The sequence below is a fragment of the Pseudonocardia sp. CA-107938 genome (assembly GCF_050936315.1).
Taxonomy (GTDB): Bacteria; Actinomycetota; Actinomycetes; order Mycobacteriales; family Pseudonocardiaceae; genus Pseudonocardia.
On record NZ_JBNJNA010000001.1, the window covers coordinates 777,071 to 795,896 of the forward strand.

The following is an 18,826-nucleotide window of genomic DNA, read 5'->3' on the forward strand; positions in this document are numbered from 1 at the left end:
GTTCACCCGGAGGGGTGTCAGCGCCCCTGTGCGGCGACCGCGGCCGCCGCGGTGGCCGCCGCCTCCGGGTCGAGGTACTCGCCACCGGGCACCGTGGGCGCCAGCGCGTCGTCCAGCTCGTAGCGCAGGGGCATGCCCGTCGGGATGTTGAGCCCTGCGATGTCGGTGTCGGAGATCCCGTCGAGGTGCTTGACGAGCGCGCGCAGCGAGTTGCCGTGCGCGGCGATCAGGACGACCTTGCCGGCCCGCAGGTCGGGCACGATCGCCTCCTCCCAGTACGGGAGGAACCGCTTCACGACGTCCGCGAGGCACTCGGTGGCCGGCATGTCGGCGCCCAGCCCGGCGTAGCGCGGGTCGGCGTCCTGCGAGAACTCGCTGCCGGGCTCGATGGGCGGAGGCGGGACGTCGTAGCTGCGGCGCCAGAGCATGAACTGCTCCTCGCCGAACGCCTCCAGCGTCTGCTTCTTGTTCTTGCCCTGCAGCGCGCCGTAGTGCCGCTCGTTGAGCCGCCAGTCGCGACGGACGGGGATCCAGTGCCGGTCGGCGGCGTCGAGGGCGAGGTTCGCCGTCGAGATCGCCCTGCGCAGCAGCGAGGTGTGGACGACGTCGGGCAGCAGCCCGGCGGAGCGCAGCAGCTCGCCGCCGCGGCGCGCCTCCTGCTCGCCGGTCTCGGAGAGCGGGACGTCCATCCAGCCCGTGAACAGGTTCTCCGCGTTCCACACGCTCTCGCCGTGACGCAGCAGCACGAGGGTCGACATGGCGCCCACTCTGTCATCCCGACCGCGGGTCACGACGCGAAGGTCAGCGATGCCACTGCCGCACTCAGCCGCGCCTCGTACTCGGCCCAGTCACCGGCCGCCGTCGTCGCGGTGACGGCGAACGCCTTGCCGCCGTGCACGGTGAAGAGCTGCAGGTTGCGCAGGTCCAGACCGCGGGCGGCGTCGCGGTAGGTGCCGCCGAGCAGGTGCGCCGGGGTGCCGTCGGTGAGCGTGATCGGCTGGTCGGTCGTCGAGGTGTACGCCGTGAGGCCGGTCAGCTCGGAACGGGCCCCGGCCACCGTCTCCGCGAGCGGGAGTCCCGAGTCCACGACGAACACCGAGATCCCCGGGGTGAACGGCCCGGTCCGCGCCGTCGGGGAGAACAGCACCGCGATCCCCGAGTTGGAGCTGGTGCCCACCCGCCAGTCGGCGGGCGGCGTGATGCGGAACCGGCCGCCGGTGTCGGTGTACGGGGTGCCCAGGATGCCCGGGGCCGGGCTCGGCGGCGGCGCAGCGGTGGTCGGCGGCGGGCCGGGCGCGGCCGTCGGGCTGCCGGCGACGGTGCCCGAACAACCGGCGAGCAGCAGACCCGCGACGACGCCGATGATCGCCAGCAGCGGGGAGCGCACGAAGATCAGCCTAGGACAGACCGAGCTGCCGCGCGGGTTCCGTCGGGTCGGTGAACTCGGACGTGAGGCCGGTGCGGATCCGGTCGGTGATGGCGGTGAGCTGCTCGACCTGCTCCGGGGTGAGCCGGTCGAAGAGGTACTTGCGAACCGTGGCGACGTGCCCCGGCGCGGCCGCCGCGAGCACCGCGAAGCCCTCGTCGGTGAGTGTGGCGAAGGTCTGTCGGCGGTCGTGGTCGCACGTGTGCCGGCGGACCCAGCCGCGCTCCTCCAGCCGGGCGACCGCGTGCGACATGCGGCTGTGCGAGCTCTGCGTGCGCTCCGCGAGCACCCCCATGCGCAGGGTGCGGTCGGCGTTCTCCGACAGCATCACCAGGATCTGGTAGTACGCCATCGGCATACCGGCGTCGCGCTGCATCTGACGGTCGAGCGCGGCGTCCAGGAGCGACGTGGCAGCGATCCACGTCAACCAGGCCTCCCGCTCCTCCGCGTTCAGCCAGCGTGGCTCACCGTCGTCCATTCCAACGATCCTAACTGCGCAAACCCGGATCAACCGACGCGATAACCCTCGGCGGCGGAGAACCGGGCGGTGACGCCGAACCGGTCGGCGCGCACGAGCGTCTGCCGCCACTCGACCGGCCGGTCGGCCGCGAGGCCCAGCCGGTCGATGGTCAGCGCCGCGACGTCCGGGCCGATGCCGAGCATCCGGCGCTGCGCGGCGTCGGGGACGACGGCGCTGATCCGCTCGCTGCCGCCGGTGACGCGGATGCCGCAGCGGTTCGCGTACTCGGCGTAGAGGCCGGTGCGGCTGAAGTCGACCTCCAGCAGCGGCGCGGCGAGCTGCTCGGGCAGCCACACGCGGTCGACGGCGAGTGGGATGCCGTCGGCGAGCCGGAGCCGTTCGAGGTGGAACAGCGGCGTCGACTCCTCGAGACCCAGCCGGGCCGCCACCACCCCGTCGGCGCGCACGTCCAGGGTGTGGACGACGCTGCGCTGCACCTGCCCCGTCGCCTCGACGGCGGTGAACAGGCTGTACGGCTCGCCGAGCTGCTGCTCGATCGTGCCGGGCTCCGCTCGGCGCGGGGTGCGGCCGCGGCCGGCGATCACCAGGCCTTCGTCACGCAGCCGCCGGACGGCCTCGCGGACGGTGTGCCGGCTCACCCCGTACTCGGCGACCAACGCGAGCTCGCCGGGGAAGGACTCGCTGAACTCGTCGAGGTCGAGCCGGCGCCGCAGGTCGGCCAGCAGCTGTTCCCAGAGCGGACGGGCGCCCAGTCGGTCCAAGGGCTGGGCGGTCATGGGTTCACCGTACCGACGTGCGGAAATCCGGCGCAGGACGGCGGGATCTCGCTGGTCGCGCCCCGCTGTGATCGGCTTGGATCCCGATGTGGACTTCGCACAGACCCCCGAGCCGCCGTACACCGCGGTGATCTTCACGTCGCTCCGTACCGACGGCGACGACGGCTACGGCGCCATGTCCGCCGCGATGGCGGAGCTCGTCGTGCAGCAGCCGGGATACCTGGGCATGGAAGCCGCGCGCGACGGCCTCGGCATCACCGTCGCGTACTTCCGCGACGAGGCGAGCGCCCGAGCCTGGAAGAACGTGGCCGAGCACCGGGAGGCGCAGCGGCTGGGACGCGAGCGGTGGTACCAGGGCTACCGCGTGCGGATCGCCACCGTGACCAGGGACTACGGATGGGACCGGTGATCGGCGAGCTGCAGGTGCTGGTGCTCGACTGCCCGGAACCCACCGCGCTGGCGCGCTTCTACCAGGGCGTGCTCGGCGGCGAGGTGGACCGGCGGGACCGGCGGTGGGCGCTCAGCACCGATTGGTCGACGCTGCACCTCGACTCGGGTCAGGTGCTCGCGTTCCAGGGAGTGGCCGACCACCGGCCGCCCGTCTGGGGCGATCCCGCGCGACCGCAGCAGAGCCACCTCGACGTCGCCGTCCGGGATCTGGAGGCGGCGCACGAGGAGGTGCTGGCGCTGGGTGCCACGCTGCTGCACGCGCCGGCGAACGGGGTGTGGCGGGTCTACGCCGACCCGGCCGGGCACCCGTTCTGCCTGGTGCGGCACTGAGGTCAGGCCGCGCGCACCCCGCGCTGCCCGACGGCGCCGCGCAGGCCGACGCACCCGACGCAGCCGATGCAGTCCACGCAGTCGATGCACCCGACACAGGCGATGCAGCGCCGGCACCCGATGCAGGCGACGGACCCGATGCACTGCCGGATCCCGGCCGACAGGAACGTCGCGATGCTGGCCAGCACGCCGACGCTGCCGGACGTCGCGACGCTCGCGACCACGCCCGCGCTGCCGGACACGGCCACGCTGCCCACGACTCCCGCGCTGCCGGCGACGGCGACGCTGCCCGCGACACCAGCAGCGCCGGCGACGGCGATGCTCCCGGCGACGGCCGTGCTGCCCGACACCGATCGGCTCGCGACCACCGGACCGTTCGAGTCGGGGTCGATGACGGTGTCGGGGCGCAACGGGGTGACCGTGGCCCGCGCGTTCTGCTCCATGTGCGGAGCCTCCCGCACGGGCGGACGCCCCGCCACCCCCGGGCTCACTCGTACCAGGTGCCGAAGCTCCAGAGGTTGTCCTCGGGGTCGAGCACGATGAACTGCCGGCTGCCGTACTCGGTGTCCTCCGGCGCCCGCACCACCGTGGCTCCACCGGCGACGGCCTGCTCGAACAGCGCGTCCGGAGTGCCGGTGACGACGTGCGCACAGCCGTGGCCGATCCGCTTCGGGTCGCCGCCCTCGCCGAACATCACCCCGCCGACGGAGGTGCCGTCCGGGCCGGTGAACGTCAGCTCGGCGTGGACGAGGCGGTCGCCGTCGCGGTGCACGGCCCGTTCCGTGAAGCCGAACGCGCTGGTCAGGAAGGCGAGCGCAGCCTCATGGTCGTGGTAGGTGAGGGTGGTCCAGACTGCGGGAACGGTGGTCATGCGCCCACCCTCGCGGGTCGGGCCGCCGCCGTCTTGGACGAAAGGGAGGACGCCGTGGCCGAGGTGCTGCTGTTCCACCACGTGCTGGGACGCACCGCGGGGGTCGAGGCGCTGGCCGACGACCTGCGCGCCGCCGGGCACACCGTGCACGTGCCCGACCTGTACGGCGGTCGCACGTTCACCAGCATCGAGGACGGCTTCGCGTACGGACAGACCGTCGACCAGGCCGCGCTCGCCGACGCGGCAGCCGCCGAGCTGCCCGCCGACATCGTCCACGCCGGCATCTCGGCGGGCGTCATGCACGCCCAGCGACTCGCCCAGACCCGCACCGGCGCCCGCGGCGCCGTCCTGATCGAGGGCTGCCTGCCGCTGACCGGGGAATGGGCCGTCGGGCCGTGGCCGGACGGGGTGCCCGTGCAGATCCACGGCAAGGACGCCGACCCGTACTTCGCCGGCGAGGGCGACCTCGACGCGGCCCGCGAGCTCGTGGAGACCGTCGGACCCGACGCGGAGCTGTTCCTCTACCCCGGCGACGGGCACCTGTTCGTCGACCGCTCCCTGCCGACGTTCGACGCCGGCGCGACGCAGCTGCTCGTCTCGCACGTCGTCGAGTTCCTCGACCGGCTCTGACCGCCCGTCCCCGGCACTCTTACTCCCCCTGCTCACTCCTCCACGTTCAGGCGTCCAACCTGGGGAGCGTGGGCCACCGGTCGGCGGCCCAGGCCGGCCAGCTGTCGAACGGTGCTGGCGGCGGAGGCAGCGGGCTGCCGTCCAGCTCGGCGGGCGTGGGCGGCGTGAACGCGGCGAGGAACCGGTCGTGGTCGGCGTCGGTCATCGCGAAGGTCTGCTCAGGAGCCTCGCGCCAGCGCACCGTCGCCCGTCGCCTGCGCTCGTCCTCGGGGAGGGTCACGTGGTGCAGCTCGAAGTCCGCCCCCGCGAGCTCGGCGATCGCCCGCAGCGCGTACCGCTCCTCGCTCGACCAGCAGCCGAAGTCCAGGATCACCGAGCCGCCCACGCGCAGCACGTGGTGGGCGACCCAGATGAGCCGGCCCTCGAGAACGTCTCGCTTGTTCCCGAAGTCGACCCACCGGACGCCGAACAGCGGCAGCATCCACTCGTCGGGCGTCAGCCGCAACGCCCCGGACGCCCGCTCCAGCTCGCGGGCGAGGCTCGTCTTGCCCACGCCGGGCAGGCCGACGGTGAGGTGCAACGTCGGCCCGGCCGCAGCGGTGGTCAGGCCTTCGCCGCCTCTCGCGCCCGAAGGTCCTTGCGCAGGATCTTCCCCGACGCCGACTTGGGCACGACGTCGATGAACTCCACCCGGCGCACCTTCTTGTGCGGCGCGATCCGGTCGGCGACGTACGTCATCACCTCGTCCTCGGTGAGGTCCTCCGCACCCGGCTGCTTCACGACGAACGCCTTCGGGATCTCCTCGCCGTCGTCGTCGCGCACGCCGATGACGGCGGCGTCGGCGATCCGCGGGCTGGTCAGCAGCAGCGCCTCCAGCTCGGCCGGCGGCACCTGGTAGCCCTTGTACTTGATCAGCTCCTTGACGCGGTCGACGATCGTGTAGACGCCGTCCTCGGTGACGACGGCGACGTCGCCGGTGTGCAGGAAGCCGTCGGCGTCGAGCGTGGCGGCGGTGGCCTCGGGGTTGTTGAGGTAGCCGCGCATCACGTTGGGGCCCTTGACCCACAGCTCGCCGCGCTCGCCGACGCCGACCTCCTGGCCGGTCTCGGGGTCGACGAGCTTGCACTCGACGTTGGGGATGGCGACGCCGACGCTGTTCAGATCGACCTCGCGGTCGGCCGGGTGGGTGTGGCTGACCGGGGAGAGCTCGGTCATGCCGTAGCCCTGCAAGACCTTGCAGCCGAGCCGCTTGGCCACGGCGTGGCCCAGCTCGGCGTCGAGCGGCGCGGCGCCCGAGAAGATCGTCTCGATGCAGGAGACGTCGAACTGGTCGACCAGCGGGTGCTTGGCCAGGAAGACCGCGACCGGCGGCGCGATGTAGACGTAGTCGACGCGGTGCTCGGCGATGACGCGCAGGAACTCCTGCGGGTCGAACTTCGGCATCGTGACGACGGTGCAGCGGTTGTGCAGCCCGTTGTTCATCAGCACGGTCATGCCGTAGATGTGGAAGAACGGCAGCACCGCCAGCAGCCGGCGGTCCGGCGTCAGGGTGATCACCGGCTCCACCTGGCAGAGGTTCGCGACCAGGTTGTAGTGGGTGAGCACCACGCCCTTGGCGAGCCCGGTCGTGCCCGACGAGTACGGCAGCACGGCGACGTCGTCGTGCCCGACCTCGATCGCGGGCGCTGCCGCGTCGGTGGCGGCCAGCTCGGCGAGCGACGTGCGTCCCTCGGTCGCGTCGAGGGTGATGATCGCGTCGTCGGCGATGCCGACCTCGGCCGCCGCCGCGCCGGCGCGGTCGAGGAACGGCGAGACCGTGATGATCATCCGGGCGCCCGAGTCCTTCAGCTGGTGCACCAGCTCGGACGCGGTGTAGAGCGAGTTCGCGCTGGTCACCGTGGCGTTCGCGCGCAGGATGCCATGGAACGCCGCCACCCAGTACGGGTTGTTGGGCGCGAAGAGCGATACCACGTCACCCTTGCCGATCCCGCGTGCCGCCAGGCCGGCCGCGACCTTGTCGACGAGCCCGTGCAGCTGGGCGAACGTGATCGCGTTCCCGCTGCTGCCGTCGATCAGCGCGGGCGCGTCCGCACGGTCCCCGAAGTCGGTGAACAGGAACTCGTAGAGCGTCGACTCAGGGATCTCGACGTCGGGGTAGGTGCTGCGGAAGGACACGGGACGCGCTCCCTTGCGGACGGCCGATCGGGTCGGAACATGCTACGGACATCCGATCACCGAGCCGACCTGCGCGTAACACCCGGACGAGTTAGTCCGAAAGGGTTGTCCCGGCCCGCGGCTGCTGCGATCGTGTCACGAGCCGCAGGCCGGGTGCGGGTCGTCGCCCCCTCCTCGACCCGCGCCAGGCCGGCACGACGCCCCCGATCGTGCCGCCCTACGCACGGCCGTGGCTTCGGCGGGGCGGTCCGGGACTACGAATCCCCCTCGGTTCCCGGGCCGCCCTGACCGCCGGCCAGCGCCGGTGTCGCGCGTCGCGGCCGGTTGCGCCGGATCGCCCAGACGATCCCGACGATGATCGCCACGACGGGCAGGTACGGCAGCAGGAAGCCGAGCACCGCGCCGGCCACGATCGCGACCCGGACCAGGCTGTTCCAGCCGGCCGCGATGCCCGAGAGGAACCCGGGGGTGTCCGACGGCGGCGGCAGCGCGTTCGGGCCGTTGATGCTGATGGTGAGGGTCGACAGCGCCACCTTGCCCTTGAGCGCGGCGAGGCGGTTCTTCAGCGAGTCGAGCTCGCCCTCGCGCTGCGCCAGCTGCGACTCGATCGACGCGATGTCGCTGATCGACTCCGCCCGCGCGAGCAGCAACCGCACCCGGTCCACGCTGGCCTGCTGGCTCGCGACCCGGGCGTCGAGGTCGACGACCTGGTCGGTGACGTCGGTGGCCTGGCTCCGCCGCTCGGTGACCGTGCCGAGCGCGGCCACCTGGTCGATCACGCGGTCCAGCGCCGGCGCCGGCACCCGCACCGTCAGTGAAGCGCCGCTGCTGCCGTACTCGTTCTCGTTCGCGATCAGGCCGTCGGCGGTCTGCGCGATGGCCCGCACCTGGCGCACGGCGCTCGACACATCCGCGGCGTCGAGGCTGAGCGACGCGTTGCGGACCACCGACCGCTCGGTGCCGATCGGCTGCGCCGGCACGTCCGGCGGAGCGGACTTCTCCGCCGGCGGCGCCATCGCCGGGGCCGGCCCGGCCAGCGTGTCCGCCTGCCCGGGTGCCGCGGCGACCCCGCGTTCCGCCGCGGCACCCGAAGACGACGACGCAACCGAACCGCCGCCGCACGAGACCCCGGCCACCAGCACGATGGCGGCGGCCCCCATAGTGGCCGCGAGCCGGTACCGACGCACAACCATCTCCGCCTCCCCGTGTTCCCCCCGGTGGCCGGGGATCTCGAACGTGAGACGGACCCTCTACCGAACCGGTTGCACGGGTTCGGAACTAATTCTCGATGAGGTGCTCGAAGGCCTTCAGGTTCGCCAGCGACTCGCCGCGATCGGTGCGCCACGCCCACTCCCGGCGGATGGACGTGGCGAACCCCAGCTCCAGCAGGGTGTTGAAGTCGCCGTCGGCGGCTTCGAGCACCTGGCCGAGCACCCGGTCGAGCTCGGCGGCGTCGAGCGCGGCGAACGCGATGCGGCCGATCAGGTGGATGTCGCCGATGCGGTCCAGCGCGTAGCGCACCCCGTACAGGCGGGCGTTGCGCTGCAGCAGGAAGCGGTAGACGCCCTCGTGGTTCTCGTCGGGCTTGCGGCACACGAACGCCTGGACGAAGACGGCGTGCTCGCGCACCAGCACCCAGCAGTTCGTCTGCAGGCGGGCGGTGCCGGGCAGGGTGACGAGGAACTGGCCGGACTCGCGGCGCCGGAAGTCGACCTCCAGCTCGGTCAGCGCCGCGTCGAGCTGCGCGTCGAGATCGTTCACGACACTCCTTCGCTCTGGCGGGTGCGGAACTCCGCGGCCGCGTCGACGTAGGTCGCGAGGAGGCGGTCGACGGTGTGGTCCCAGGAGAACGTTCCGGCGTGCGCGACCGCGGCGCGGGCAAGGACGTCGCGGCGGTGCGTGACATCGGCGAGCGCGTCGGCCCACTGCGCGCTGCCGTGGCCGGCCACCAACAGCCCCGTCCGCCCGTCGACGACGGCCACGGGGAGCCCGCCGACCGCAGCCGCCACCACCGGTGTGCCGCACGCCTGCGCCTCCAGCGCCACCAACCCGAACGACTCGTTGTGGCTCGGCACCGCGACGACGTCGGCGGCGCGGTAGACGTCCACCAGCGCGGCGCCGGCCTGCGGGGGCAGGAAGCGCACGACGTCGGTGATGCCCAGCCGATGGGCCAGCTCCTGCAGCGACTTCGGCTCGGCCAGCCCGCTTCCCGACGGGCCGCCGACGACCAGCACGACCAGCCGCGCCCGCAACCCCGGATCGCGGACCAGCAGCTCCGCGGCCGCACGCAGCAGCACGTCGGGGGCCTTGAGCGGCTGGATGCGGCCCACGAACGTGAGCACGACCGCGTCGACGGGCAGGCCGAGCGCGGCACGCGCGGCGCTGCGGTCGCCCGGGGTGAAACGGTCCAGGTCCACGCCCGGCGGGACGGTCACGGTGCGCCGCGGATCGGCCCCGTACAGCTCGACGAGCTCGCGCGTCTCCTCCGCGGTGTTCGTGATCAGGCGGTCGGCCTCCGCCACCACCTGGTCCTCGCCGATGACGCGCACCATCGGCTCCGGCTCGTCGCCGTCGGCCAATGCGGCGTTCTTCACCCTGGCCAGGGTGTGCGCGGTGTGCACGAGCGGCACCCCCCAGCGGTCGCGGGCCAGCCACCCCACCTGGCCCGACAGCCAGTAGTGGGAGTGGATCAGGTCGAAGTAGCCGGGATCGTGCCGGGCCTCCGTGCGCAGCACCCCCGCCGTGAACGCGCACAGCTGGCTGGGCAGATCGTGCTTCCCCAAACCCTCGAACGGGCCGGCCGCCACATTGCGCACCCGCACCCCCGGCACCATCTCGACCACCGGGTCCAGCTCCGACGACGTGGCGCGCGTGAACACCTCCACCGCGACCCCGCGCTCGGCCATCCGGCGTGACGTCTCCGCGACGTACACGTTCATGCCGCCGGCGTCACCGGTGCCCGGCTGCTCCAGCGGAGACGTGTGCACCGACAGCACGCACACCCGTCGAGGAAGGGAACCCACGCCCGCCTGTGTAGCACGGCCTCACGGCCGTCACCCCTCGGACAGGCAAGTACCACATCGTCCGCGAACCCGGCCAACTCGCCCACCCGAGAGGGCCAACTCGCGGTCCCGAGCGGGACAACTCACCGTCCTTCCCTGGGCAACTCGACGTCCCGATCGGGGCAACTCGCACGGGACCCACCGCGAGTTGCCCCGGCCGGGACCGCGAGTTGCCCGGGCCGGGACCGCGAGTTGCCTGGGTCAGGACCGCGAGTTGCCCGGATCGGGACGGCGAGTTGGTCGGGTCAGGCGGCGAGGAGGGCAAGGAGGGCGCGGATCGGGTCCTCCGCGTGCCAGGTCGCGTCGGCGCGCCACACCGGGACGCGGCGCCGCGTCTGTTCCGGTCGGGTGAGCTGCACCCACAGCTCGTCGTGCACGACGAGCTCGCCCGCCGGGACGTCGACGCCGAGCGTGTCGCACGTCACCACGATCTCGGGCAGGGCGCGCCACGGGGTCGGCGTGCCGGCGCCCTCGACGGAGCCGGCGACGACCGCGCTGGCCAGCGGCAGGTCGAGCAGCTCGGCCAGTGCCTCGGGGTCGCCGCCGATCACCAGCTCACCGGCCGGGAGCACGGCCGCGGGCCACGGCTCGTCGAGCACGACGGCGACATCGACATCGGCGACCGACCCGTCGAGCGCCCGCACCCGGTCGGGCAGCGCGAGGTCGTCGGCGTCGACGTGCCCGGCGGCGACGGCGTCGGCGAGGGCGGCGTGCGCGGCCGAGGTGAGTGCGGCGTCGGGGGTGCGGGCCGGGTCGGCGAGGCGTTCGAGCAGGTCGTCGGCCGCGTCGCGGTCGTCGACGGCGAGCCCGGCGCGGACCCCGCACGCCACGAGGAGAGCCTCGTCGACGTCCGCGGGGACGGGGTCGTACAGGCCGGACAGCTCCGTCGCCGAGGCCAGCCGCCAGTGCGCCGGTCGCTGCCCGCCGAACCGGGCGTGCCGGGCCAGCCACCAGCCGGCGTGCCCGCCGGGCAGGAGCACCGCGGCGCGGGTGCCGCGGTCGGCGCTGAGCACAGCGAGCGCGGCGGGCCACGCGTCGTCCGCGACGAGGTCGAGGTCGCGCACCGCGAGCACGCGGGCAGGCGGCTCCGGCGCGGCGTCCCACCACTCGTCCTCGCCGTCGAGGTCGTGGTCGGGGCCGGTGGGCTCCTCGTCGACGACGACGGTGAAGCCGTCGAGCACGCCCACCGCGACCAGCGCGGCCCGCGACACCCGGCCGGCCAGCTTCGGGTCGACGGCGTCGACGGGCACGTCCGGCGCCAGGAGCGGGCGCAGCGCGGCGTCGGGCAGCATCAGCTCGTCGGCGCGGGCGGGGCGGCCCTCCTCGTCGGGCAGGGCGAGCGCGCGGAAGCCGTCCGGCGCGGTGCCGACCCGCTCCACCACGCCCAGCACCGCCTCGGCGAGCGGGAGCGGGTCGAGGCCGGCCTCCGCGTCGTCCAGCGAGCGCTCGACGGCCTCGGCCAGGGCGGGGTGCTCCAGCAGCGCCGCCGGCTCGGCCGGCACGGCGCCGAGGCGCGCGAGCAGCGGATGGGTCAGCGCGGCGACGTGCAGGCCGGGCAGTCCCAGCGCCGCGACCGGGCCGACGACCGCGGCGTCCGACTCGTCGGGCGGCAGCAGGACGGTCGCCGGGCCGGCAGCGATGCGATCCGCCGCGAGCGGCACGGGCAGCGCGCGCAGCTCGTCGACCAGGCCGGGCACGTCCTCGGCGGAGCGCGCCAGCTCGGTGTACAGCTGCGCCCACCACGCGGGCGGCTGCTCGGGTCCGAAGAGCCGCTCGACGAGCTCGGCCGCGCTGACCCGGCGCACCCCCAGCTCCGCGAGCGGCGCCGGGTCGGCGACGGGCAGCACGATGCGGTCGAACCCGGCCTCGGCGAGCAGCTCGACCATCCGCGGATCGGCGCCGGGGACGTCGAGCCACTCGGCCCGGGCCGGGGCCAGCTCGCCACCCGGAGCGGGCAGCCACGCGGCGGTGCGGAGGCCGGCGAGCAGCAGGTCCCGCAGCCGACCGTCGAGCGGCGAGCGCGGGAAGCCGCGCTCGGGCACCAGGGCGAGCCGGTGCTGCGGCGCGGTGGCGGCCACCAGCTCGAGGTAGGCGGCGACCGCGCCGGCCAGCACGACATCGGTGGCGCGGCCAGGCCGCACGCGGCGGCGGTCGGGCTCGAGCGGCAGCGTGGCGATCAGGCGGGCCGGCAGCGACAGCCGCTCGGTGGTGGCGGTCGGCGCGTGCGCGACGTCCTCGCCGAGCGGGAGCGGCACCCCGTCGGCGTCGACGGGCAGTGCCCACGTCACCGTCCAGCGAGCGCGTTCGCGCTGCTCGGCGGCGCGGTCGCGGTCTGTGGCGGCGAGCTCGCCGGAGCTGCGGACCAGCCGCCAGTGCCGGTCACCGATCGTCACGCGATCGTCCCCGGTGCGGCGCACCGGCTGCCCGTCGATCTCGATCTCGACGAGGCCGGGCAGGGCGAGCAGGAGGTCGGCGGCGGTCGCGCGGGCCCGTTCGAGCAGGTCGGCGGCGTCGAGGCCGGGGCGGAGCGGCAGCCGCACCTCGGTGCCGGCGATCGGTGCCTCGTCGGTGGGCCACACCAGCCGCAGCACGGGCGGCGCGTCCCGGCGGGCGAGCTCGGCCGCGGCCACCGGGATCGTGGCGACCTCCGCGCGGGTGCGCTCGGCGGAGAACGCGACGCCGCCGCTCGGGCTCACGATCCGCGGTGCGTCGCTGATCGCGAGCACCGCGGCGAAGCCGACGCCGAACCGGCCGACCGAGCCCTCGTCGTCCCGCTTGGCCGACGCCCGCAGCGACGCCAGCGCGGCCACCCCGGCCGCGGTGAGCGGCGCGCCGTTGTTGGCCACCCGCAGCTCGCCGTCCACGACGGCCACGCGCAGCGACGTGGCACCGGCGTCGGCGGCGTTCTGGGCCAGCTCGACGAACCAGGTGTCGGCGTAGCCGCCAAGGACCAGGTCCTCCTCCGCGTTGGCGTCCTCGCGGAACCGCGTGGGCGACTCCGCCCACGACCGCAGCACCGCAGCACGCAGCGCGGCGGTGCCGAAGGGATCGTTCAGGAGGTCACCTTGGCCGGGTCGGGCACGAGCTCCATGTCGACGCCGTCGTCGTAGACCAGCTCGGCGACCGCCACGGGGGACGTCTGCTCCACCTGCACGTCGGAGTGCGCGCCGCAGCCGAACCCGACCTCGACGACCGCGCCGTCGGCGGGAGAGTAGGCGTTGCCGCAGACCCCGAACGCCGCGCGCAGCGACCCGGCCAGCGGCAGGAAGAACCCGCAGGTGCCGCACCGGCCGGGCGCGGAGCGCGCCATCTCGGAGCCGGGGCCGTGCGGGCCGTCGTGCCAGCGCGCCGCGGCGTCCTCCCGGCCTTCGCGGGACAGCACCCGCGCCCGGCCCAGGCCGATCTCCGTCGCGACCTCCTCGACCGCCGGATCGTCGCTCTGCACGTAGCCGGGCACGAGGCGGGTGTCGTCGGGGCTCATCGGCAGGAGGTCGCCGACGCCGAGGTCGCCCGGCCGGATCCGCTGCTCCCACGGCACCCACGCGGGCGCCACGAGCGCGTCGGCACCGGGCAGGAGGACGACCTCGCTGACCGTGACCGGGTCGCCGCCGGCCAGCGTGACCGACCACCGCCAGCCGCGGTAGCCGACCTGCTCCGCCGCGAACTGGTGGGTGACGGCGCCACCCTCCTCGACGATCACGTCGAGGTGCTCGCCGACGGCGGTGGCCGCGGCCGTGACCCCGAGATCGGCCGCAGCATCCTCGACGGCCGCGGCCCGCGCCTGCTCCACCGCAGCGGTGAGCACGGCATCGGGTGAGGTGTCAGAGGCGGGAGGCACGGCTGGATTGTGCCACCCTCTCCGAGGTGCGACCCAGGTCGGTGGCCCCGCTCGTGGCCGTGGTGCTGGCGGTCGCCGGGTGCGCGCCGGCCGACGACGGGGCCGAGCACCTGCGCGTGGAGGTGCTGGCCGAGCAGCCGCACGACCCGACGGCCTTCACCGAAGGGCTCGAGCTCGCCGACGGCGTCGTCTACGAAGGGACCGGACTGGCCGGGCACTCGCAGCTGCGCGAGCTCGACCCGGCGACGGGTGCGGTGCGCCGCGCCGCCGACGTGCCCGACGGCCTGTTCGGCGAGGGCGTCACCGTCGTCGGCCCGCGGCTCTGGCAGCTCACCTACCAGGACGGCGTCGCGCTGGAGTGGGACCGCGCCACGCTCACGGTGCTCCGGCGGGTCCCGATCACCGGCGAGGGCTGGGGCCTGTGCTTCGACGGGCGACGCCTCGTGCGCACCGACGGCACCGCGCAACTGCGCTTCCACGACCCCGCCACGTTCGCCGAGACGGGCAGTGTCCCCGTCACTCTGGACGGCGAGCCGCTGCCGGAGATCAACGAGCTGGAGTGCGCCGGCGGGCGGGTGTGGGCGAACGTGTGGAGGACCGACCGGATCGTCGCGATCGACCCGGCCGACGGCCGCGTCACCGCCGTCGTCGACGCGTCCGGGCTGCTGCGGGCGGCCCAGCGCGTCGGGGTCGACGTGCTGAACGGGATCGCGGCCGTCGCTCCTGGGGAGTACCTGCTGACCGGCAAGCTCTGGCCGACGAGTTTCCGGGTGCGGTTCGTGGCGCGGTAGCGCGGCCCGGGGTGGGGTTGATCATGGGCAAAACGTCGCTGCCGGAGATCGACCAACAACGGTTTGCCCATGATCAACGCAACTCCCGCCCGGCCGGCCGCGGCCCGGCGCCGGCTCGGTGATCAAGGGCAGAATGTCGTTCTGGATCGATTGACCGACGACCTTTTGCCCTTGATCACCGAACCCCCGTGCAGGCCGCTGAGGTGCACCGGATCGGGGTCCGGACGTGGGTGCGTCGAGCCCGGCGAAGAGGCCCGCCGATGGGCCAGAATGGGGAGGTGCCCAGCCAGCAGCCACCCGGACCGCGCCGCAGGCGCCGGTCCTGGCTGCCCGGCACCGCGGCGCCCCCGCCGGCCCAGGAGCCGAAGCCGCCGACCCGGCGCCTGCCCGTGCCGGAGCGCGACTGGTCGGATCCCACCGAGTACGCGCCCCGGCGGCGCTACCCGTGGCACGACGACCCCGACTACGACCCGGCCGCGCACCGCCGCCTCCCGCCACCGCAGCAACCGTGGACGCCGCCACCCGGCATCCCCCGCCAGCCGCCTCCCCCGCCGGAGCCGCCGCCCGAGGAGCCGACGGAGGAGCGTCCTGGCCCGAAGATGCCGCGGAAGCTGACCGTCACGCGCGTGGCGGCGATGCGCAGCCGCCAGATCACGCAGAACGGCATCCGCGCCTTCCACCGCGCCACCACTGCGGACGGGGCCGACCGCTCCGGGCTCACCGCGCTGACCTACACGAACATGTTCGACTACGCCGTCGACGCCGCGGTGGCGGTCGCGCTGGCCAACACGCTGTTCTTCGCCGCCGCGACGGCGGAGAGCAAGACCAACGTCGCGCTCTACCTGGCGATCACGGTCGCGCCGTTCGCGATCGTGGCGCCGGTGATCGGGCCGCTGCTCGACCGCCTGCAGCGCGGCCGGCGGGCCGCGATGGCGGTGTCGTTCGCCGGGCGAGGCGTGCTCGCCGTCGTCATGGCGCTGAACTTCGACACGTGGGCGCTCTACCCGGCGGCACTGGGCGCGATGGTGCTGTCGAAGTCGTGCACGGTGCTGAAGGCCGCGGTCACGCCCCGGGTGCTGCCGAGGGCGATCACGCTGGTCACCACGAACTCGCGGCTGACGGCGTTCGGGCTGGTGTCGGCGGCCGTGTTCGGCGCCCTCGCCGGCGGCGTGAGCTGGCTGTGGGGATCGGCCGGGGCGCTGTACTTCACCGCCGCGCTGTGCGTGGTCGGCGTGTGGTTCTGCCTGCGCATCCCGCGCTGGGTCGAGTCGACGGCCGGCGAGGTGCCCGCCACGGTCGCGCTGCACCGCGGCAAGACCCCGATGAGCCACGCCGTGGTGGTGGCGCTGTGGGGCAACGGCGCGATCCGCGTGCTGACCGGGTTCCTCACGCTCTTCGTCGCGTTCGTGGTGAAGGCCCAGCCCGGGATCGACGCCGGCACCCAGCTGTCGCTCATCGGGCTGGTCGGCAGCGCAGCCGGGCTCGGGGCGTTCGCCGGCAACTTCGCCGGCTCCCGCATGCGGTTCGGCCACTCCGACACGGTGATCGTGTGCTGCATCGCGGCCGGCGTGGCCGCCACGGTGACCGCGGTGTTCCTGCCCGGCATCGCGCTCGCCGCGGTCGTCGCGCTGGTCGCCGCCAGCACGAGCGCGCTGGCGAAGGTCTGCCTCGACGCGGTGATCCAGCGCGACCTCCCCGAGGAGTCTCGGGCGTCGGCGTTCGGCCGGTCGGAGACGGTGCTGCAGCTCGCGTGGGTGTTCGGTGGCGCGCTCGGCGTGCTCCTGCCGCACGACGGCTACCCGCTCGGGTTCGCGATCGTCGCCGCCGTCGTCGGGCTCACCGGCGTGCAGACCGGGCTGGTCGCGCGGGGCCACGCGCTGCTGCCGTTCCTGCGGCACCGGGCGCCCGACACCGGCCCGACCGCCCGGGTGGGAAGCTGACGGGGTGCGTCGCGCCCTGCTCCTGATCGTCCTCGCGCTGTCGGTGACGGCGTGCAGCTCCGCGCCGGACGGGCCGCCGCAGGTCACGTTCACCGCCAACGGGCAGTCGGCCACCGCCCGACCGACCCAGTACTGCGACGCCGCGTTCGCCGACTGCCGCAACGACGCCGAGGCCCCGGTGGAGCTGCGCGTACCGCCCGGCACGCCGGTGCAGGTCAGCGTGCCGGCGGAGATCTCGTCGACGCCGTGGCTGATCGTGTTCACCACGGTCGCGACCGACGGCACCCGCACCGACGGGCGCACCCCGCTGTTCACCCCGGCCCACCCGACCAGCACCTACGAGCTGACCCTGCCCCAGCCGACCGACCGGCTCCTCACCGCGCAGGTGCAGCAGCTCGGGGCGCCTCCGCAGGCCAACGAGGACAACGGCGGCGTCGACTTCCCCGCCCGCGCAACCTGGGTGCTGACCACCACGCTCTGACGGCAGGGTGGAGGCATGCGACCGTTCCGCTTCGGCGTCAACCTCCTCGACCCCACCGTCGACTGGACCGCCACCAGCCGGCGCGTCGAGGAGCTCGGCTACGACGTGCTCCTCGTGCCCGACCACCTCGGCTTCCCCGCACCGTTCCCCGCGCTCGTGGCTGCGGCGGCCGCGACCGAGCGTGTCCGGCTCGGCACGTTCGTGCTCAACGCCGCGTTCTACAACGCGACCGTGCTGGCCCGCGACGTCGCCGCCACCGACGCGCTCACCGGCGGCCGGTTCGAGCTCGGCCTGGGCGCGGGCTACGTGAAGACCGAGTTCGACGCGGCCGGGATCCCGTTCGGCAGCGGCGGCACCCGGCTCGACCACCTCGCCACCGTGACCCGACGGGTGCAGGAGCTGCTGGCCGACCCCGAGCACCGGCCGGCCCCGGCCCAGCGGCCCGTTCCGCTGCTGCTGGGCGGACAGGGCAACCGGATGCTGCGGCTGGCCGCCACCACGGCCGACATCGTCGGGTTCACCGGGCTGTCGTCCGACGCCGAGGGCAACCTGCAGGTCCAGCCGGCCGCCGCGCTCGACGAGCGGGTGGCGTTCGTGCGCGCCGCCGCCGGGGAGCGCTTCGAGCAGTTGGAGCTCAACCTGCTCGTCCAGGTGGTCGACACGTCGGCGTCGCCCGATCAGGGCCCGGCCGCCCTCGCCGAGCAGTACGGGACGTCGATCGACCCCGCGACGCTCGCCGAGGTGCCCACGTTCCTGTTCGGTCCGCCGGAGCAGCTCGCCGAGGAGCTGACGGCGGCCCGCGACCGGTACGGGATCAGCTACTTCACGGTGCTGAGCCCGTTCATGGAGCAGTTCGCGGAGGTCGCGAAGCTGCTGCGCTGAATGGCGGCGGACGTCACACAGCGGGTGGCCACGTCACACATGTTCTGACGTGTGTGAGGTGGCCGCGCGCTGTGTGAGGTCCCGCCCGGCCGGGCCGAAACCAAGATTTCGTCTGCACAGATGGGGTCCGGCGCAGTAGGGTGGCCGGGCGCGTCCCGGTGTGTCGCCGGGGCGCGTTCGTCGTGTGACCCGCTGTGGCGTCCGCGGCGATGGACGACGATCGAGGAACGGGTGAGCACGGTGCCGACCGGCAGGGTCAAGTGGTACGACGCCGAGAAGGGTTTCGGCTTCCTCGCTCAGGACGGCGGCGCGGACGTGTACGTCCGCAAGACCGCGCTGCCCAACGGGGTGGAGTCGCTGAAGCCTGGTCAGCGGGTCGAGTTCGGCATGGCCGAGGGCCGCCGCGGGCCGCAGGCGCTGCAGGTGAAGCTGGTCGACGCGCCCCCGTCCGTCCACGAGGCCACCCGACGTCCGGCGGAGGACCTGCACAGCCTCACCGAGGAGCTCATCCGGCTGCTGGAGACCAAGATCCAGCCGGACCTGCGGCGGGGCCGCTACCCGGACCGCAAGACCGGCAAGCTCGCGGCCGAGGTGCTGCGCGCGGTCGCCCGCGACCTCGACGGCTGACGAGCTGCGACCTCACACACCGTACGGCCACCGCACACAGGTTGTGACCTGTGTGCGGTGGCCGCG

General features: G+C 74.0%; 21 protein-coding genes. 8 read left to right on the forward strand and 13 right to left on the reverse strand.

The genetic code is table 11. The features are described 5' to 3' along the window. Positions 1-17: 17 nt before the first annotated feature. From ACQEVB_RS03940 to ACQEVB_RS03955, 4 genes are read right to left on the reverse strand one after another with little or no spacing between them, the layout of a single operon-like run. The gene (locus tag ACQEVB_RS03940; protein ID WP_432965084.1) at positions 18-758 is read right to left on the reverse strand and encodes a phosphoglyceromutase; all 741 of its coding nucleotides are present in this window, start codon (positions 756-758) and stop codon (positions 18-20) included. Between the two features lie 29 nt (positions 759-787). Then, positions 788-1,387, reverse strand: coding sequence for a hypothetical protein (locus ACQEVB_RS03945; RefSeq protein ID WP_432965087.1), 600 nt, complete (start codon positions 1,385-1,387; stop codon positions 788-790). A gap of 10 nt (positions 1,388-1,397) precedes the next feature. After that, on the reverse strand, positions 1,398-1,904 hold the full coding sequence (locus ACQEVB_RS03950; RefSeq protein WP_432965090.1) for a MarR family winged helix-turn-helix transcriptional regulator: 507 nt from the start codon (positions 1,902-1,904) through the stop codon (positions 1,398-1,400). A gap of 29 nt (positions 1,905-1,933) precedes the next feature. After that, positions 1,934-2,683: a GntR family transcriptional regulator gene (locus tag ACQEVB_RS03955; RefSeq protein ID WP_432965093.1), complete on the reverse strand. Its 750-nt coding sequence runs from the start codon at positions 2,681-2,683 to the stop codon at positions 1,934-1,936. An 88-nt stretch (positions 2,684-2,771) separates the two neighbouring features. Between ACQEVB_RS03955 and ACQEVB_RS03960 the strand changes: the two genes are divergently transcribed. Together ACQEVB_RS03960 and ACQEVB_RS03965 are read left to right on the forward strand one after the other, a co-directional pair. After that, the gene (locus ACQEVB_RS03960; protein ID WP_432965096.1) at positions 2,772-3,092 is read left to right on the forward strand and encodes an antibiotic biosynthesis monooxygenase family protein; all 321 of its coding nucleotides are present in this window, start codon (positions 2,772-2,774) and stop codon (positions 3,090-3,092) included. Next, on the forward strand, positions 3,080-3,463 hold the full coding sequence (locus tag ACQEVB_RS03965) for a VOC family protein (RefSeq protein WP_432965098.1): 384 nt from the start codon (positions 3,080-3,082) through the stop codon (positions 3,461-3,463). The genes ACQEVB_RS03960 and ACQEVB_RS03965 overlap by 13 nt, the downstream gene beginning before the upstream one ends. Before the next feature lie 2 nt (positions 3,464-3,465). On the opposite strand, the gene ACQEVB_RS03970 is transcribed toward ACQEVB_RS03965, so the two are convergent. Both ACQEVB_RS03970 and ACQEVB_RS03975 read right to left on the reverse strand, forming a co-directional pair. Then, positions 3,466-3,906 (reverse strand): hypothetical protein, encoded by a 441-nt coding sequence (locus ACQEVB_RS03970; RefSeq protein WP_432965101.1) that lies wholly within the window; start codon positions 3,904-3,906, stop codon positions 3,466-3,468. A 44-nt stretch (positions 3,907-3,950) separates the two neighbouring features. Beyond that, a complete protein-coding gene (locus ACQEVB_RS03975; protein ID WP_432965104.1) occupies positions 3,951-4,334 on the reverse strand; it encodes a VOC family protein in 384 nt (127 codons plus the stop codon). 54 nt (positions 4,335-4,388) lie between these two features. Here ACQEVB_RS03975 and ACQEVB_RS03980 point away from each other — a divergent pair, with 54 nt between their 5' ends. Continuing rightward, positions 4,389-4,964 carry a dienelactone hydrolase family protein gene (locus ACQEVB_RS03980; RefSeq protein ID WP_432965107.1) on the forward strand — a complete coding sequence of 192 codons (576 nt, stop codon included), beginning with the start codon at positions 4,389-4,391 and terminating at the stop codon, positions 4,962-4,964. Positions 4,965-5,010: 46 nt separating this feature from the next. Here ACQEVB_RS03980 and ACQEVB_RS03985 read toward each other — a convergent pair whose 3' ends face one another. The 7 genes from ACQEVB_RS03985 to ACQEVB_RS04015 all read right to left on the reverse strand — a co-directional run bounded on the left by ACQEVB_RS03985 (position 5,011) and on the right by ACQEVB_RS04015 (position 14,039). Then, the gene (locus ACQEVB_RS03985; RefSeq protein ID WP_432965110.1) at positions 5,011-5,544 is read right to left on the reverse strand and encodes an AAA family ATPase; all 534 of its coding nucleotides are present in this window, start codon (positions 5,542-5,544) and stop codon (positions 5,011-5,013) included. A gap of 23 nt (positions 5,545-5,567) precedes the next feature. Beyond that, positions 5,568-7,139, reverse strand: a complete 1,572-nt coding sequence (locus ACQEVB_RS03990) for an AMP-binding protein (RefSeq protein WP_432965112.1) — start codon at positions 7,137-7,139, stop codon at positions 5,568-5,570. Between the two features lie 254 nt (positions 7,140-7,393). Continuing rightward, positions 7,394-8,332 carry a DUF4349 domain-containing protein gene (locus tag ACQEVB_RS03995; protein ID WP_432965115.1) on the reverse strand — a complete coding sequence of 313 codons (939 nt, stop codon included), beginning with the start codon at positions 8,330-8,332 and terminating at the stop codon, positions 7,394-7,396. Positions 8,333-8,417: 85 nt separating this feature from the next. After that, entirely contained in the window at positions 8,418-8,900 is a 483-nt protein-coding gene (locus ACQEVB_RS04000; protein WP_432965117.1) for a YbjN domain-containing protein, read from the reverse strand. Next, positions 8,897-10,162: a D-inositol-3-phosphate glycosyltransferase gene (gene mshA, locus ACQEVB_RS04005; RefSeq protein WP_432965120.1), complete on the reverse strand. Its 1,266-nt coding sequence runs from the start codon at positions 10,160-10,162 to the stop codon at positions 8,897-8,899. The genes ACQEVB_RS04000 and mshA overlap by 4 nt, the downstream gene beginning before the upstream one ends. 284 nt (positions 10,163-10,446) lie before the next feature. Further along, entirely contained in the window at positions 10,447-13,218 is a 2,772-nt protein-coding gene (locus ACQEVB_RS04010) for a sacsin N-terminal ATP-binding-like domain-containing protein (protein WP_432965123.1), read from the reverse strand. Between the two features lie 35 nt (positions 13,219-13,253). Beyond that, entirely contained in the window at positions 13,254-14,039 is a 786-nt protein-coding gene (locus tag ACQEVB_RS04015; protein WP_432965126.1) for a DUF3027 domain-containing protein, read from the reverse strand. A gap of 26 nt (positions 14,040-14,065) precedes the next feature. Between ACQEVB_RS04015 and ACQEVB_RS04020 the strand changes: the two genes are divergently transcribed. The 5 genes from ACQEVB_RS04020 to ACQEVB_RS04040 all read left to right on the forward strand — a co-directional run bounded on the left by ACQEVB_RS04020 (position 14,066) and on the right by ACQEVB_RS04040 (position 18,760). Next, complete coding sequence (locus ACQEVB_RS04020; protein ID WP_432965129.1) at positions 14,066-14,830, forward strand: glutaminyl-peptide cyclotransferase; 765 nt, start codon at positions 14,066-14,068, stop codon at positions 14,828-14,830. Between the two features lie 260 nt (positions 14,831-15,090). Continuing rightward, positions 15,091-16,770 carry an MFS transporter gene (locus ACQEVB_RS04025; RefSeq protein WP_432965132.1) on the forward strand — a complete coding sequence of 560 codons (1,680 nt, stop codon included), beginning with the start codon at positions 15,091-15,093 and terminating at the stop codon, positions 16,768-16,770. 4 nt (positions 16,771-16,774) lie between these two features. After that, complete coding sequence (locus ACQEVB_RS04030) at positions 16,775-17,251, forward strand: DUF2771 family protein (protein ID WP_432965135.1); 477 nt, start codon at positions 16,775-16,777, stop codon at positions 17,249-17,251. A gap of 15 nt (positions 17,252-17,266) precedes the next feature. Beyond that, on the forward strand, positions 17,267-18,133 hold the full coding sequence (locus ACQEVB_RS04035; RefSeq protein WP_432965138.1) for a TIGR03621 family F420-dependent LLM class oxidoreductase: 867 nt from the start codon (positions 17,267-17,269) through the stop codon (positions 18,131-18,133). A 240-nt stretch (positions 18,134-18,373) separates the two neighbouring features. Further along, a complete protein-coding gene (locus tag ACQEVB_RS04040; protein ID WP_432980122.1) occupies positions 18,374-18,760 on the forward strand; it encodes a cold-shock protein in 387 nt (128 codons plus the stop codon). Positions 18,761-18,826: the final 66 nt, after the last annotated feature.

Bases quoted from the DNA above. Each gene is read 5' to 3' on its own strand.
- ACQEVB_RS03940 (WP_432965084.1), bottom strand. From the start codon at position 758: ATGTCGACCCTCGTGCTGCTGCGTCACGGCGAGAGCGTGTGGAACGCG.
- ACQEVB_RS03950 (WP_432965090.1), bottom strand. From the start codon at position 1,904: ATGGACGACGGTGAGCCACGCTGGCTGAACGCGGAGGAGCGGGAGGCC.
- ACQEVB_RS03955 (WP_432965093.1), bottom strand. From the start codon at position 2,683: ATGACCGCCCAGCCCTTGGACCGACTGGGCGCCCGTCCGCTCTGGGAA.
- ACQEVB_RS03965 (WP_432965098.1), top strand. From the start codon at position 3,080: ATGGGACCGGTGATCGGCGAGCTGCAGGTGCTGGTGCTCGACTGCCCG.
- ACQEVB_RS03970 (WP_432965101.1), bottom strand. From the start codon at position 3,906: ATGGAGCAGAACGCGCGGGCCACGGTCACCCCGTTGCGCCCCGACACC.
- ACQEVB_RS03975 (WP_432965104.1), bottom strand. From the start codon at position 4,334: ATGACCACCGTTCCCGCAGTCTGGACCACCCTCACCTACCACGACCAT.
- ACQEVB_RS03995 (WP_432965115.1), bottom strand. From the start codon at position 8,332: ATGGTTGTGCGTCGGTACCGGCTCGCGGCCACTATGGGGGCCGCCGCC.
- ACQEVB_RS04025 (WP_432965132.1), top strand. From the start codon at position 15,091: ATGGGCCAGAATGGGGAGGTGCCCAGCCAGCAGCCACCCGGACCGCGC.
- ACQEVB_RS04035 (WP_432965138.1), top strand. From the start codon at position 17,267: ATGCGACCGTTCCGCTTCGGCGTCAACCTCCTCGACCCCACCGTCGAC.